Below are 15,983 nucleotides of genomic sequence, written 5' to 3' on the forward strand. Positions count from 1 at the left end.
AGATCCTTTTATACAGGATAATTCAACTGCCATGATTTTAAAAGATTCTTCAAATACTCGTGCCATATGTTAACAAATTTAATTCTTTATTTTTTAAATCTGTCTCCACTCAAAGGTAGCAACTCCAGCTCGTCCATTCTTCGCATAAGTTCTTCCCGAAGCGCATCAAGGAATTTTGTACGGTTCATCTTCCGGTTTCTCAACTCCAAATAAGCCTGATAAAAATTGCCCAAATCAACATCAAATGTGCTTTCAAAATATAGGGCTACTTCCCTTATATCGTTGTTCCCGTTGTCAAATACATTTTGATAGTGCAGGGCATAAATCAGTTCTATCAATGCCACTTTACTTCCTGTCCATTTCAGCTTCTTTTGGATTTTCGATTTATCTTTTTGGAATTTGTTATACAACTGGTCTTCGATGTAAACCTGTATCAAATCATTGGCTATTATCTTGGCGACCTTATAATCATGTGAAGTGGAAAAGGACTGGTCAGATTGAAAATAATAAGTGTCCAACCACAGCTTTATATCATGCTTCCCCCTTAAAAACATTCTATCGTCAAGTAACGAATTGTTGCTACGGTAATACTTATAGAAATCGAGGTTGTTGTTAAAGAACCTCTTAAGTTTTTTCAGTTCTTTGTTGAGGTATTTCCTTATGGGCTTTGCTCCATAAGGCTTTTTTGTTTCGATTTTGTAGATGGCATTGTAGTAAATGAGTTTTGCTACAAAGGCAGGTTTCTGATACTTGAAAAAACGGATTTCCTCATCCGTGTTCCTAAACCCTCTTTTCAGAACATACTCTTTCAGTTTGGACAGGCATTCAAGGATAAGGTGTATAACGGCTTCTATCCGTTGTATGGAACAATCGGTTTCAATCTCCAATTCGTTGATGGCTGTTTCCAGTTTATGTAGGGTTTCATTATAGAATTTATTCATCTGTTTATTTTGAAATAGATGTTATTGGTTAATACAGAAAAGCTAACACTATTCGTATTAGCTTATGATGCAATTACTGCTTAAAAAAATTCAACCTCTACCGTATTGATGATGGAACGATAGATAGATTTTTGTTGCATACTTTAAAGGGTTGTAGTATGATGCAGGTTAGTCTTTGCGAATTACACCTGCATCACCTCCTTTTTTTTACCGATATTTTTTTACGGTTATGCAGTTTACAACCCTTAGTTATTTAATTTTAATAAGTCAATGCCAGCCCCACACCAAAGCCCATATCGCTATCATAGTGGGTACGTATACCTATATTCTTATTAATGATATACCTAAGTTCTCCCATATACTCTAAGTCGGTATTCACCATAAAACCACCTCTTAGTCTTTTTGAAATTGGTATATCTTCACGCATTAACTGCAATCTCACAATTCCATCATGATATACTTCTGCCTGAAAATTGACGAGCATAGGTAACGTATACATAAACCCTAAACTGAACGCCCTGCGGGTATCTTTCTTGTTGGTTTGTCCAAATATGTTCTTTTCGTGTTCATCTTCTCCCATTTTACGGTAGCGGTAATCAAAACCTACAAAGGGCATGAACCATTGCATCTTTCCAATGTATCTACCTAAATGGGTTTCTACTTCATAACCGTGCATACTATTATAGCCTAAACGCCATTCTGTTCCTAATTGGTAGCGTGCATTCATTAGCATAGCTTCTCCATCATTACCATTGGTTGCAAAATCGTTTTGTGCCATAAAATGAGGCATATTACTTTCTCTTTGCAATTCTTTATAGGCTTTTGCCTTGTCGGGTAGATAGGGGTTATTGTAGTCTCCAACTTCAAAGACCCTGTTCATTCCCGCCATCATGTGATATAATATATGGCAATGAAAGAACCAATCACCTTCCTCATTTGCTAAAAACTCAATGGTATCTGTTTCCATAGGCATGATATCCAACACATTTTTAAGCGGCGATTTTTCGCCTTTTCCGTTTATCACCCTGAAATCAAATCCGTGAAGATGCATTGGATGCCGCATCATTGAATTATTATAAATGGTAATCCGTAGAATTTCTCCTTTTTTTACAGGTATTTTGTCAGTTTCCGAAAGTATTTTATTATCCATGCTCCATACATAGCGGTTCATGTTGCCAGTAAGTGTGAATTTCAACTCTTTTACAGGCGCATCATTTGGAAGAGAGGTGTTATAAGGTGATTGCAACATAGCATAATTTAATGTTTTGATGTCTCCCAAGGCATTAGCGTTGTAACGGTTAGCGTCGTTATCCATATCCATACCCTCATGCTTACTGTGGTCTGCTTTTTTTGTTGCATCTCCGGTAATTTCGGGATACATCACTACATTCATGTCCATTTGGTTAAGGCTCATCTTCATGCCCATATCGTCCAAATCGCCATTCATTTTCATCATATCGTTCATCATCTTCATCCCCTCAAAATACTTCAATCGTGGGAGTGGAGAAATAAGCTGTTTGACCCCATCACCTATAAAGTAACTCGCAGATTGTGTCCTGTCTTCGGTTGTTGCTAAGAACTCGTAAGCCAAACCATCTTGAGGGATAGTCACTACAATATCGTAAGTTTCAGAAACGGCAATGATTAACCTGTCCACCTCTACAGGCTCAACATCATTCCCATCATTCGCTACTACTGTAATTTTTCCTCCAGCATACCGTAGCCAGAAATAGGAAGACGCCCCTCCATTGGAAACACGCAATCTGACTTTGTCGCCTGCTTTTAGCTTTTTACCATCAATTGTTTTCAAATCGGTGCTATGGCTACCATTTATTAGGATTTTATCATAGTAAACGTCACTGACATCCATCGCCAGCATCCGCTTCCACTCGTTTTTTACCTTTACCCCTAATTTTCCCTCCTTAATAGCTTCAACATATGATTGTGTTGCGCCTTTCTTAATGGCCGCCCAATCATTTGCATTGTGTAGCATACGGTTGATATTATCGGGGTTAAGATTTGTCCACTCACTTAATATAATTGGAACGGTCGGCAAATCGTCAATTCCTTTTCTGAATGTCTTATCATCGCTTCTTTTCTTCATGATAAAACTTCCGTACATGCCAATCTGCTCCTGCAATCCTGAGTGGGAATGGTACCAGTGCGTACCATGCTGGATAATCGGAAAACGGTAGGTGTAGGTTGTGCCCGGTGCGATGGGTTTTTGTGTAAGCCAGGGCACACCGTCTTCTTTATTGGGCAGGAACACGCCATGCCAGTGAAGTGATGTGCTTTCTTTCAATTGGTTGTGCACCACTATTTCGGCAGTGTCGCCCTCGGTAAAGGTAAGGGTGGGCATGGGGATTTGCCCGTTTACGGCAATTGCCCTTTTTTGCTTACCTGCATAGTTGACAAGCGTATCTTTTACATACAGCTCGTAATGCACCACTCTCTGTGCAAACAGCGTTTGCGTGCAAAGCAGTATCAGCACTGTTTGCAAAATTCTTATAGGTATTTTATTATATCTGTTCATGATTTGAAAAATTTTATTTAATGCTGTCTTCCATTGTGCTAAACCACGCTATCAAAACCTGCTTATCCTCCGGTGACAATACTGCATTGCGATGAATTAGTGTGTATGATGACAACGGCATTTCCCCGTCCTTAACCTGCCCGGCCATAGCCCTGAACTTGTTTCGCTGCCTGCGGACAGAATAGTCGCCAAATTCGCTAAAGTTGAGTTCCTCTTTCCCCTTTTTTATATGCTCTGCCATGTACCATGCGCCGGGCTGGATACGGCTGTACCACGGATAATGGGTATTGTTGCTATGGCAGTCATAACAGGACTGAACAAGGATAGTCTTTACATTTTGGGGTACGGCGTACACCCTTTCGATATGGGTGGCTGGCACTTCAACCGCCTGGTTCCGTAAGGGCTGAAAGAACTGTATGGCAATCAGGACGACAGCCAGCCCCAATATGATTTTCTTCTTTATGGTCATAATTATTTTATTGTGGCTTCATCTTTTTGTGTCTACTGTTTTTTCACATACTTGGCATAATTCTCCTTGTTTTCAAAATAAGAAACTTCACCGTTATTTCCTGTCACAGCAATCACCGCATTAGCTTTGTCTACCTGCTTATGGGAATAGGGGTCTATCGCCATCCGCACGGTCACATCTTTTGGAATACGTTCCTTACACATTTCGCAACATCCGTAATAGGTTTTACCATCAAATTTTACTTCAAACTGCTTTTTGCCGATATAGGCATCGTTGACCATGCAGACTTCATCCGATGGAACCAATTCACCTGTTTGGGTAGTATGTCCGTTGCTTTCCGGAGTTGCCTGCGAATGCTGCTGTTCCGCTTCATCCTTATTTGACTCCGCCTGACCGCAAGCGGTGAATAGGAGGGTTAATAAGGAAATAAAGCCAATTATTATTTTGTTCATGTCCAAACTTGTTTTTTTAAATTTTATTATTTACTTTCTTCAAACTCCTTTAGCTTGCGCTTCATTAGTTCAATTTCTTCCGCTTGGGTTTTAAGTATATTTTTTTGCAGCTCTATCAGTTCCGGGTCGGTCAGGTGTGCCTTTTCGGACATCAATATGGCTGCTGCGTGATGGGGTATCATACCCTTTGCAAACTGCTTGTCCCCGACATTGATTTGTTCCCTGATACCAAACCATGAAAAGATGCCAACAGCAACCGAGATGATGGCTATCGCCCAATTCATCTTCCTGTTGGGGTACATTACTTTCATTATCGCTAATTCGATAAGCAGCATTGCCGAGGTCATCAGCAGGGTCATGTACAAATTGTTGATATTGGGTATCAGGTTCTGCCACCCGTCAATCATGGCGTACATGATAAAATACATCACTGCGAACATTGCGACAGCCATCACCGCAAAGCGTTTGTACATGGCCGAAGCATGTTTTGTATTGTGCGTGCCATGCTCCGAGGAATGACCCGCATGGTGACTGTTTTGCATATTTTCCATAACCCGAAATTTATTTGCTGTTAATTGTTTTTTCCACCTTACCGCAGGTCAGCATTTTAGAACCGTAGTAAGGGTTTTTGATTTCCTTGTTTTCGCTGAACCAAACAGCACCCTTACCGTCATTGAACATCGGGCAATGGTCCTGATACAATGTTTGCGATGTACCGAACAAATCAATCAGGTCTTTCAAATCTTCGCCAAGCGAGGCCAAATGTTCCCGCTGGTGGTGAATGTTGCCGACATTTTCCCCGATATGTTCTGCGTGTTCTTTAGCATCGTCCGCTATGTCCATGTACTTTTTGTGCTTATCAGCAGGAACGGCTTTCATGTCCACTTTATTCAGGGTAGCTAACAGCTTTTTCCCTGAACTGGCGGCAGCTTTGTCATCGTCCGAAACAAGGGCGTTCTTTAAGGACAGATAATCGGTAACTATGGGCGCAATAGAAAAGTTTTTTGCTTCTTCTTTTCCTGTTGCTTTTGCTTCCTGACCGCTCGGAGTTTCACTCACAACGTGCGCAGCTACCGTATCATCCTCTTTTGGTTGGGAAGCTGACTGTTCTTGTGATACAACAGCAGTATCACTTGAAGACTGCTCGTTTTTGTTGGATGCCTGATTGCATGATACTGTTACAAATGCCATGATAACAGCAATGATTGATAATGTTAGATTTTTCATTTTTATTTATTTTTTGATTTTTAAAAAACTTGCGTTAATAGCCACTACAATGGTGCTTACACTCATCAGCACAGCACCCATAGCGGGACTTAAAACAAAATTCGGATAGAGTACGCCTGCCGCAAGCGGTATTGCCACCACGTTGTAGCCAACCGCCCATATCAGGTTCTGTACCATCTTTTTGTAGGTAAGTTTGCCGAAGTCAATCAGTTTGACCACATCCCTCGGGTCGCTGTCTACCAATATGATATCCGCTGTTTCGGCAGCCACGTCCGTACCGGAACCCACGGCAATTCCAACATCTGCCTGTGTCAGTGCAGGTGCATCATTTACACCATCACCAGTCATTGCTACGATTTCGCCTTTTGCCTGAAACTCCTTTACTTTCTCCTGCTTGTTATGCGGAAGCACATTGGCCAAATACCCGTCCATACCCAATTTTCCGGCTACGGCAGCAGCAATCCTGTCGTTATCCCCCGTGAGCAGAAAGGACTTGATGCCCATTTTTTTGAGTTCCTCAATCGCCTGTGCCGACCCCTCACGGATGCTGTCTGCCAAAGTAATGAGGCCGATTACCCGGTCATCAATGAGAACAAAGTTTACTGTTTCGGCTTCCTGATTAATTTCGGCTGGAATTTCCGGCAAAGAAAGGTGGTTTTCGGTGAAGTAATTCGGGCCACCAGCTACAACACTCTTTCCGTTTACAACACCTTTTACACCTATACCCTGCATATAGCTAAAGTTTTCAGACTTCCATAACGCAAGCCTCTTTTCTTTCAATGTAGCCATAATGCCTTTCGCGATATGGTGTTCCGAATTTTGCTGTACTGCGGCAGCATACTGGATAACTGCATCGGCATTGTATTCGTCCGTAAAGGGAATAACCTTTTCCACGGCATGGGAACCTTTGGTGAGCGTTCCGGTTTTGTCAAAAATGATGGTAGATAGCTTACGGGTGGTTTCAAATGCTGTGCGGTTGCGGATGAGCAGACCATTGGTCGCCGATAGCGTTGTGGAAATGGCGACCACCAACGGGATAGCCACGCCCAATGCGTGCGGGCAGGCCGTTACCATTACCGTCACCATTCTTTCAAGCGCAAAGGCAATATCTCCACTGCTTGCATACCAATAGGCAAATGTGCCTATGCCCACGGCAATGGCAATAAAGGTGAGCCATTTGGCAACTTTGTCCGCAAGGTTTTGCGTATTGGACTTAGTAGCTTGTGCCTCCTGCACAAGATTGATAACCCTGTTCAGGTAGCTGTCTTTTCCAACGGCTGTTACCTTAACTTTCAGCGCACCATCGCCATTGATAGAGCCTGCGATGACCTTTCCGTCCTTTTCCTTTTTTACGGGAACACTTTCTCCGGTAAGCATACTCTCGTTGATATATGAAAGCCCATCCAGAACCAATCCGTCGGCTGGAATTTTTTCACCCGGTTTTATGATAGCCGTTTCACCGCTTTGCAGGTCTTCGAGCTTTATCTTTACAGCTTCTCCGCCTCGTTCCACGGTAACATCGTTGGGCAGTAACGCTACCAATGACTGTAATGCCCGTGAAGCAGCCATTTGGGAACGCATTTCCAGCCAATGCCCTAACAGCATGATGTCAATTAGGGTTGCCAGTTCCCAAAAGAAATCCATACCCTGCAAGCCAAATACAACGGCTACGGAATAGACATAGGCTACGGATATGGCGATAGCAACAAGTGTCATCATCCCTATGGCTTTGGCTTTCACCTCGCCAATCATTCCCTTTAGGAATGGTAAGCCTCCATAGCAATAAATCACCGTACCCAATGCCAGCAACACATATTTATCGCCATTGAAAGCAAGCGAGAAACCTAACCATTGCTGTATCATGTGCGACAGGAGCAGTATAGGGATTGTAATGACAAGGCTTATCCAAAAACGAGTGAGGAAATCACCTGTATGATGTCCCTCATGTTTATTAAAGTTTTCGTCAGCATGGCCATGTTGAGAATGCCCGGAATGCCCATGTTCTGATGTGTGTTCATGAGAAACTGACGCACCGCCAACGGGAACCAATGCCATGCCACAGAGCGGGCATTTGCCCGGTTCGTCTTTTAGCACCTGTGGGTGCATAGGACAGGTATATTTTTTCATAACAAGGGGTTTTAAAAGTTATGTTGCACTTAATTTTTTTGCCATCTCATGGGTCATTTCTTCGGCATAAGTACCATAGGCATCAACAAGTACGCCTTTATTCTTACTATCATTAGACGATATGGCATAAATTACGGCATTGTTATCAGGACTGCTGTCGAGGCTTTCAAACCTATGAGTTTCCGTAACCGTAAAATCCTCCGGTTTTAGTTTCAGGCTCCTTGACGCACAGTAAAGGCAGTCCGGCAACAGACTAAAGTCCATACTGTACCCACGCTGTCTTAGGTCTTTAAGTGCCTGCACCATGTCATTGTACTGTACCATAGCTTTCAGACCTGTTATTTAATGGTTTCGACCGTACTTCCGCAGGTGAGCATCTGTGAGCCGTAATATGGATTTTTAACCGCATTCTCTTTACTTAGCCAATTGGCTCCCTTACCTCCATTGTACATAGGACAGTGCTGGTAATAAACGGGGGTGTCCTGTTTAGACACTTTAGCCAGTGTGTAGATGCTTCCCGAAAGTGCCGCAAAAGCACTTCTTTGTTTTGCAACGTCTTTTGATTTTGAAATGCTTTCCGCATTGGCCGTTAAGTCCTGCATTACTTTCATCCAAGCCGTATGTTCCTCTGCCGATAGCTTATTCATATCGACTGCTTTAAGGGATGCGGCCAATTCAGCTGCATTGGCAGATGCGGTCGCCGCATCGGTTTTTATCAAAGCGTCTTTCACTGAAAAGTAGTTGTCAAATACAGCTTTTAGCTGTGATTGGTTTTGGGCTGCATCTTTGTTAGCGGATGCTGCCATTTGGCCATGGTCGTGATTGCCATGTCCGGCATTCATGTCCATTCCCGCCTCTTTGTTTTTGGCAACCGTCTTCACGGGTCTATCATACTGGCAGCAACCAGCCAGTTTAGCATATACGTCATCCGGCGCACGGAACTTCTCACTGTCATAACCAGCCAAAGCAATACGTTTCAGGATTTCATCCTGATTTGTTTTGTCGCCTTCATAGGTGAGCGTAGCCATCTTGGTATCTTTGTTCCAGTCCACGCTGGCTATCTTTTTTACGTTACCTGCTTTTTCGATGGTGGTTTTGCACATACCACAATTGCCGTAAATCTTTACGGTTTCTGTTTTCGCATTCTTGATTTGTGCGAAGCCGTTTATTGATGATAGTAACACGGCGATTACCATCACTATTTTTAATAATGATTTCATAATAATTACATTTTGAGAAACGGGGGATTGATAAACCCGTTTCTGTTTTAAATTTTAAGTAAATGATACAAATAGGGGATTTGCAAAAGCCGGAACAGCTTCTGACAGGACACACCTATGGCTATCAGGCCATAGTTTTAGCTTATTTTAGGCGGTAGCCAAATGGAGAAAAAGCCCGAAGAATAGTAGGCTTCTTTGAAACCGAATTTTTGCTTTTTAGCTGCTGCTAAGTGATTTTTTGCCTTTAATTCGATTATGGTTGGGACATTTAGGGAAGTGGTTGAAGCACCGCACCTGCAAGAGCTGTGTGAACAGCCGCCCCCGCATTTGTCACTTTTGCATTTTTTACAGGATTTGCCCTTGCAACCTTTTTTATGTTCTGATTTTTTGGATTTCTCCTTTGAGCAGGAAGACTGCTCGGTCTTTGTTGAATTTTTGGAACAGGCATAGCTCTGACTTGGCATCATAAAGAAAACCAAACAGAACAATGTCAAAATGCCTATATGTATTCTATAATTTTTCAACGCAACAAAGTTACAAATTAGATTGGTTTTTTATGTGATTTTTAAGATTTTTTTGCTTATCTGAGCAAAACCACCTATCCACTTTTCCAGGATTTACAAAATACCCTTTTTCGCCAACCACAATAAAAAATTGGCCGGAAAAAGGGCATTTCTAAAACAGCTTGCTTATCACTTGAAAATATAACGACTTATTCTACTAACTTCAATATCCTATATGCCCCTCTTGCCACAATTACAAATACAATTGCTCCGATAATCAAATCGGGGTAGCTTGAATTAAGCCAATGAACCAAGAGACCTGCAACGATAACGCCCGAATTGATAATGACATCGTTCGATGTGAAAATCATACTTGCCTGCATGTGGGCTTCCTTACTTTTGTTCTTTTGTAACAGGTAAAGACAAAGCACATTTGCCATTAGTGCCAAAACTGAAACGATAATCATCGTTTGAAAATCGGGCATCTTTTCAAAACCTAAAAAACGTCTTATTACTTCCACAAAACCGATAACAGCCAACAAGATTTGGAAGTACCCTGCAAATTTGGCTATGTTGTTTTTTCTTGCGACCGTACCCCCTACAGCAAACAGAGCCAAAGCGTAGACGATACTATCGGCAAGCATATCCAAGCTATCCGCTACCAATCCCATTGAGTTGGAAAAAATACCGAACAACATTTCCACTCCAAAGAAAACGAAGTTGATAACCAGTACCGTCCAAAGTAGCCTCCGTTGTCTATTGCTTGTATCCGTTTCAATAACTCCGTCAGTTTCTTCGGTTGAAATCAACGTTGTATTTAGGTTCAAAGTTTCCAAAGCCGATAAAATCGGCTCGGGGTTTCCACTATGATAAACATTCAATTCCCTATTGGGAATATCAAATTCCAATGACTTTACCGTATCAAAATCCTGCAATTTCATACGGATTAATTGCTCCTCACTGGGGCAATCCATTTTGGTAATATTGAATATGGTTTTGTTCATATTTTAAAGTTTAAATTTTATTCCACCATTAATTACAAATCCGTCCAACGGTGCATAGATGTCTCTAAAAACAGGGTTGGTTATTGTGCCTGTATAGATGTTGTCAAAACGTGTCTGCCTTGTATCAAGGAAGTTTTCAAAGTTGATATACAAAGAGAACCGTTCCCAAATCTTTTCAGCCATAAAGCCACACATCCAATAGTCCTTTCCAGTTGTACCGTCATTCAACTTTTGAGGGCTGAAATAATAGGCTTCCAAACCAATCTTCCATTTATCCTCTATTTCGTACATCAGTACGGAATTAACACGGTGTTTTGGGGTCAATGGATTTTCGGTACTTGTTCCGTTTTCCAGCAATCGGGTATCGGTAAATGTGTAGCCCAAAAATAGTTTCAAATCATCATAGCCGATTTTCACATTGGTTTCTGTTCCCTTGGTATGGATGTAACCCGATGAATTGATAAACTGATAAGTATTTGTTGCCATATTTTGAAGCAACAATGGATTGTCTAAATAGGTGTAAAAGAATAAATGGTTGATGCTGAACGTCCAGTCATCGCCCATATTCGTGCGGTAATTGATGTCTGCATTTGCACCGTAGCTCTTTTCTAATTTATTGGTATTATCATCAATAGGCATAACGTTTTGATATTGTATGCGTTCGCTTTCTTCGGTAAAAATGGTTGGTGTTTTATACCCAAATCCACCCCCGATGCGTGAAGTCAATCCGTTTGCAATATGGAACAATGCCGATACTCTTGGTAGAAAAACAGCCCCGTAATCCACCACGTAATCCGTTCTTAAACCTGTTTCCAATTGAAACCAGTCCGTAGCCCTAAAAGAATTTTGAACGAAAGCCCCGAATGTCGTTTGATTGTAATCCCTTAACGGAAATGAGGTAATTTGTTTTTCTTTGAAGTTATCCGTCCAAATATTAACACCTGTTATCCATTCAGACTTTTCTTTGCTGTGGGTATAGCTCGCTTCCGTAAAAGTGGCTGTTTGCGTTCCCTCAAACTCGTAATTGGGAATAGCTGTATTACGGTTAAAATAACTTACGCTGTTTTTGACTTGGACAAAACTGTTTTCATTTACTGTATGGTCAAAAACAAATTGTGTGGAATAACGCTGTGTTTTGTTTTCCTCGAAAAACTGGTGTGTGTTGTCCGCTTTGCCCTTTATATAAAGCATGTCGCCACCCAAACGGTTTTCAATGGTGGCGTTGATGCCAAAGTTCATTTTAGTTTTATCATTGAAGTAAACAAATAACTTGGGGTTCAATACATACCTTTCAAATTGGGGAATGGCAGAAAGTCCGATTTGTGCAGGGTCGTAAGCTACGTTTCGGTTGTGCGAAGCGAATATTGTTGTTCCGATTTTATTAAACTTTTGTCCGTAAAAACCGTTGATGTCCAATCCTCTGCCCGATGTTCCGTTTAAATGAAAACGCAAATACCTTTCTTCCGTTGGTGTCTTGGAAATTAAGTTTACCAAGCCTGCTATTGCTCCACCACCGTACAGCGTAGATGTTGAACCCTTAATAACTTCAACCTGCTTTAAGTCAAGCGGTGGAATTTGCAACAAACCTAACCCACTTGAAGCACCGGAATAAATCGGGAAACCGTCTTTTAAAATTTGCGTATATCGCCCGTCAAGTCCTTGAATACGAATACTTGCATTGGCACTTGTGGGTGAGGTAGTTTGGACATGAATACCTGTACTCTCGCTCAAAAGCATACGAATATCCCCTGCTTTCATATTTCCTTTTTCGTCCAATTCTTCACCTCCGATAAATTCAATACGGGTAGGAATATTTTGTATGCTTCTCGTGCTTCTGGTAGAGGATATGACAATTTCGTCTAACTCCTCTGAACTTTCTTTGAGTAGGATTTCAATAACACTGGTGTCCTTTAATGGAAATTCTAATGTATCAATACGTTCATTGAAGCCTATATAACTAAAATGTATTTCCTGTAATCCATTAGGAATATTGAATAATGTAATTTGCCCGTTCTCGTTAGATGTTGCTCCAATTGAAGTGCCTTTTATAGATGCCGTTACGCCAATTAAAGGTTCTTTCGTTCCACTGCTTTTTACGACAGCGGTTAATGTATTTTGTGCATATACACAAAGGTTTAGTGCCATGAAAAATGACACAATGAGTATTTTTTTCATTGTAAAAATGATGCTTAATGTGAAGAAATAAACAATTACGATGCAAAGCATCGTTACTAACTAACTTGTGCCGAAGCACTATACATTAAGCGATTTGTGGTGGATGCCAAATAGAATAGGGGAAGTCAGAAATAGGTGACGTAGTTATTACTCCTAATTTCTTTTCAGGTAATTGGAAAGAGTTAGCAATTGAAAAATAAAATGACGTTATTACAAACCCCGTACAGGTATTACATTTAGAAAAAGGGGAGCAACAATCCATCCCGCAATCATCGTTGTCTTGTTCTTGACTATCTGATGTTTGGTATGCGAGGTCAAGGCATTTATCTACCATAAAGCAAGGTGCTGTTGATAACACCAACACCATTAAAGCTAATATGAATGATAAATATTTCATTATGCAAAGGTAAAAAAAATTAGTTTTCAAATCTCTACTCTTATTTCATCCCTTAAAAAAAACCTTTTCTATGTGTAATACTTTCCCTTTAACCACAAACTTGCTCGTACCAATAGTATCAGTACCGGAACTTCCACCAGTGGGCCGATTACGCCCACAAAAGCCTGTGGTGAATGAATGCCAAAAACAGCTATTGCTACGGCTATTGCCAATTCAAAATTATTTCCTGTGGCTGTAAATGCGATGGATGCGTTTTTGTCGTAAGGAACATTTAAGAATTTGCTGATAAAGAAGCTCACGAAAAACATCAGTACAAAATAGATGATAAGCGGTATAGCTACTTTTACTACATCCATTGGCAACTCCAATATTTTATCACCTTTCAGACTGAACATCAATACTATGGTGAACAATAAAGCATATAATGTAATGGGTGATATTTTGGGAACGAATTTGCGGTTATACCATTCTATACCTTTTGACTTTACAAGTGCGTAACGACTTATAAAACCTGCTAAGAAAGGAATACCTAAGTATATCAATACGCTTTCGGTTACATCTTTCATTGATACGCTTACATTGAAATTGGCTAAGCCTAATTTATTGGGTAATACGTTAATAAATAGCCAAACAAAGAAGCTGTAACTTATTATCTGAAAGATACTGTTCAATGCGACTAATAATGCCGTATATTCTCTATTCCCTTTCGCCAAGTCGCTCCATACTATGACCATAGCGATACATCTTGCCAAACCGATTAATATTAAACCCGTCATATAATCGGGTTCGTTTCGTAAAAACAAAACGGCTAAACCAAACATCAATACTGTACCGATTACCCAATTCAGTAATAAAGATATGCCGATTACTTGCGTGTCTTTAAATGCTTTGGGCAACAATGAATAATCCACCTTAGCCAAAGGTGGGTACATCATCAATATAAGCCCTATCGCCAAAGGAATATTGGTAGTGCCTACGGATAAGGCATTTGTAACATTGGAAATGCTCGGAAAGAAATACCCTAATACTATTCCTGTCGCCATTGCAAGGAATATCCATAACGTTAGGTAACGGTCAAGAAATTTTAGTTTTGGTTGCATCGGCTAACTTTTAATCATTGAAAAAACATAGAACATTTCCTGCGCTATCTGCAAACTCCTTTCAGCATATACCTGTGCCTGTTCGGGTGAGCCGTCCGAAATCTTGGGGTCTTCAAATGTGATGGGTATTCTCTTTTCCGCTCCGGCAATGAATGGGCATCCACCGTCCGCCTGCGAACAGGTCATAATGGCGACAAATGCCGATGCAGGGTTGAAAGGACTATCGTATTTTTTTGAAAACCCAATGACTGGCAAAGCATTATCGCTGTATTTTATCGCATATACAGGATTATCGGTTTCCGCAATCTTGAAAATATGAAAACCTTGATTGGTCAATGTTTCCGCCACTTTCGGGAATAGTGCTGTTTCTTCTGTACCGCCCGAATAACAATGTACGTTCGGGATATTGAAGTATGCACTTGCCAACTGCGCCCATACCTGTGCTAAATGGCTTCTTCGTGAATTATGGGTACAGATAAAATTGAGGTTTATATCCTCACCGCTGTTTGCTTTTTGCCGTACAAAATCTATCAGCGGTTGCAGTGTGGTTTTACGTTCCTCTTTTACGGTTTGGACGTCAATAATCCCGTTTATGGTTTCAGCTAAATTTTTATACATTACGATTTGTTTTTAGTGTTTAGCAACATCCCGAATTAGGTGTACAACAAGTGCTGTTCAGTTCTGATAAGTTTATTTTTTGCTTCTCGGCAGGAATGCCACAGGCATCGCTTGCCAAACAAGCCGTCTGTTTGTTCTTTAGGATGAAATGTTGACCGTCAAAGTCTAAGTCAAATTTGCCAATCGTTTCGCTTTGATATTCTACTTCGATTTCGGCATCTTCCATTCCCAGTTTTTCTTCTGATAGCTTGATAATGTTCAATAGTTTGGCGGGCTTTAACCTGTGTTCATAGTCGTTGGCATCCCACAGTTGAAAGTTTACCGCTTTCTCTATACGGACTACACCACCGCAATCAATAAAATGTTTAGTGATTTGCCCTATTTCCGTAACGTGGAAATGTTCGGGAACAAATGTTCCGTTCTCTAATTGAAATTCAACATTGTCCAATGTTGGCAAGATTTCTTTGATTTTTGATAGTTTCATAATAACTGAATTTAAAAAATGAAATAGTAAACTTAATATTGCAATATAACGATGTTAAATGCTAAAAAAAACACTACGTACAGCACTTGGTAACTTGTACATTTTGATTAAAAAAAGTGTTCAATTCGGCTTGAATTTCTTTCCATATATTTTCATCAATGCAATAGCAAACAGATTTACCCTCAATAGTTCCCTGTATGATACCGATATTCTTTAACTCTTTTAAATGCTGTGAAATGGTTGCCTGTGCCAAACCTAATTCCTCAACCAAATCATTACAAATACAGGCTTTTTGATTGATTATATATTGAAGTATAGCAATCCTTGCCGGATGTGCCAAAACCTTAAATAGTGAAGACAGCTTATTCTGTTCGTCCGAAAATATTTCTGATTTGGTAAGCCCCATAACTTTTCTTTTATATCGCAATATTACGATGCATCTTTTAATCACACAAGAAATTTATAAAAAAATTATTCCTGTTGCACCAAATGCTGTAAATTGGGGTCGTTCTTGATACGCTCCATTTCGCTTTCCACAATCTGCATAACGTCCGTTTTAACCTGCCTGTAATTGGCTTCAATGACCTGCTTCATATTGTCGTTGCAGTGTGGAGTTGCTACCTTTGAGTGGAGACAGATTTAAAAAATAAAGAATTAAATTTGTTAACATATGGCACGAGTATTTGAAGAATCTTTTAAAATCATGGCAGTTGAATTATCCTGTATAAAAGGA

At 40.5% G+C, this 15,983-nt stretch carries 17 protein-coding genes; all 17 read right to left on the reverse strand.

What is annotated here, in order from left to right; translation table 11 throughout:
* Positions 1-86 precede the first annotated feature (86 nt).
* The gene (locus GOQ17_RS15430) at positions 87-941 is read right to left on the reverse strand and encodes an RteC domain-containing protein (RefSeq protein WP_159638869.1); all 855 of its coding nucleotides are present in this window, start codon (positions 939-941) and stop codon (positions 87-89) included.
* Between the two features lie 259 nt (positions 942-1,200).
* On the reverse strand, positions 1,201-3,474 hold the full coding sequence (locus tag GOQ17_RS15435) for a multicopper oxidase family protein (protein WP_028069432.1): 2,274 nt from the start codon (positions 3,472-3,474) through the stop codon (positions 1,201-1,203).
* Positions 3,475-3,487: 13 nt separating this feature from the next.
* The gene (locus tag GOQ17_RS15440) at positions 3,488-3,943 is read right to left on the reverse strand and encodes a heme-binding domain-containing protein (protein ID WP_028069433.1); all 456 of its coding nucleotides are present in this window, start codon (positions 3,941-3,943) and stop codon (positions 3,488-3,490) included.
* A 32-nt stretch (positions 3,944-3,975) separates the two neighbouring features.
* Positions 3,976-4,395 (reverse strand): hypothetical protein, encoded by a 420-nt coding sequence (locus GOQ17_RS15445; protein ID WP_159638871.1) that lies wholly within the window; start codon positions 4,393-4,395, stop codon positions 3,976-3,978.
* 26 nt (positions 4,396-4,421) lie between these two features.
* Positions 4,422-4,946: a DUF305 domain-containing protein gene (locus GOQ17_RS15450; protein WP_002993268.1), complete on the reverse strand. Its 525-nt coding sequence runs from the start codon at positions 4,944-4,946 to the stop codon at positions 4,422-4,424.
* Positions 4,947-4,956: 10 nt separating this feature from the next.
* On the reverse strand, positions 4,957-5,622 hold the full coding sequence (locus GOQ17_RS15455; protein ID WP_159638873.1) for a DUF3347 domain-containing protein: 666 nt from the start codon (positions 5,620-5,622) through the stop codon (positions 4,957-4,959).
* Between the two features lie 6 nt (positions 5,623-5,628).
* Entirely contained in the window at positions 5,629-7,749 is a 2,121-nt protein-coding gene (locus GOQ17_RS15460) for a heavy metal translocating P-type ATPase (protein WP_159638875.1), read from the reverse strand.
* Positions 7,750-7,767: 18 nt separating this feature from the next.
* Positions 7,768-8,073 (reverse strand): hypothetical protein, encoded by a 306-nt coding sequence (locus GOQ17_RS15465; protein ID WP_028069437.1) that lies wholly within the window; start codon positions 8,071-8,073, stop codon positions 7,768-7,770.
* A gap of 14 nt (positions 8,074-8,087) precedes the next feature.
* Positions 8,088-8,969: a DUF3347 domain-containing protein gene (locus GOQ17_RS15470; protein WP_159638877.1), complete on the reverse strand. Its 882-nt coding sequence runs from the start codon at positions 8,967-8,969 to the stop codon at positions 8,088-8,090.
* 268 nt (positions 8,970-9,237) lie between these two features.
* Positions 9,238-9,417 carry a hypothetical protein gene (locus GOQ17_RS15475; RefSeq protein WP_081817834.1) on the reverse strand — a complete coding sequence of 60 codons (180 nt, stop codon included), beginning with the start codon at positions 9,415-9,417 and terminating at the stop codon, positions 9,238-9,240.
* A gap of 264 nt (positions 9,418-9,681) precedes the next feature.
* A complete protein-coding gene (locus GOQ17_RS15480) occupies positions 9,682-10,446 on the reverse strand; it encodes a cation efflux transmembrane domain-containing protein (protein ID WP_236537174.1) in 765 nt (254 codons plus the stop codon).
* Between the two features lie 33 nt (positions 10,447-10,479).
* The gene (locus tag GOQ17_RS15485) at positions 10,480-12,651 is read right to left on the reverse strand and encodes a TonB-dependent receptor (protein ID WP_159638879.1); all 2,172 of its coding nucleotides are present in this window, start codon (positions 12,649-12,651) and stop codon (positions 10,480-10,482) included.
* Positions 12,652-12,736: 85 nt separating this feature from the next.
* Positions 12,737-13,048: a hypothetical protein gene (locus GOQ17_RS15490; RefSeq protein WP_081817835.1), complete on the reverse strand. Its 312-nt coding sequence runs from the start codon at positions 13,046-13,048 to the stop codon at positions 12,737-12,739.
* A gap of 68 nt (positions 13,049-13,116) precedes the next feature.
* Positions 13,117-14,148, reverse strand: a complete 1,032-nt coding sequence (arsB, locus tag GOQ17_RS15495) for an ACR3 family arsenite efflux transporter (protein ID WP_028069441.1) — start codon at positions 14,146-14,148, stop codon at positions 13,117-13,119.
* A 3-nt stretch (positions 14,149-14,151) separates the two neighbouring features.
* Positions 14,152-14,766: an arsenate-mycothiol transferase ArsC gene (locus GOQ17_RS15500; protein ID WP_028069442.1), complete on the reverse strand. Its 615-nt coding sequence runs from the start codon at positions 14,764-14,766 to the stop codon at positions 14,152-14,154.
* A gap of 19 nt (positions 14,767-14,785) precedes the next feature.
* The gene (locus GOQ17_RS15505; RefSeq protein ID WP_028069443.1) at positions 14,786-15,250 is read right to left on the reverse strand and encodes a DUF6428 family protein; all 465 of its coding nucleotides are present in this window, start codon (positions 15,248-15,250) and stop codon (positions 14,786-14,788) included.
* A gap of 73 nt (positions 15,251-15,323) precedes the next feature.
* On the reverse strand, positions 15,324-15,656 hold the full coding sequence (locus tag GOQ17_RS15510) for an ArsR/SmtB family transcription factor (RefSeq protein WP_028069444.1): 333 nt from the start codon (positions 15,654-15,656) through the stop codon (positions 15,324-15,326).
* Positions 15,657-15,983: the final 327 nt, after the last annotated feature.

The organism is Sphingobacterium composti, assembly GCF_009829075.1.
Classification (GTDB): domain Bacteria; phylum Bacteroidota; class Bacteroidia; order Sphingobacteriales; family Sphingobacteriaceae; genus Sphingobacterium; species Sphingobacterium composti.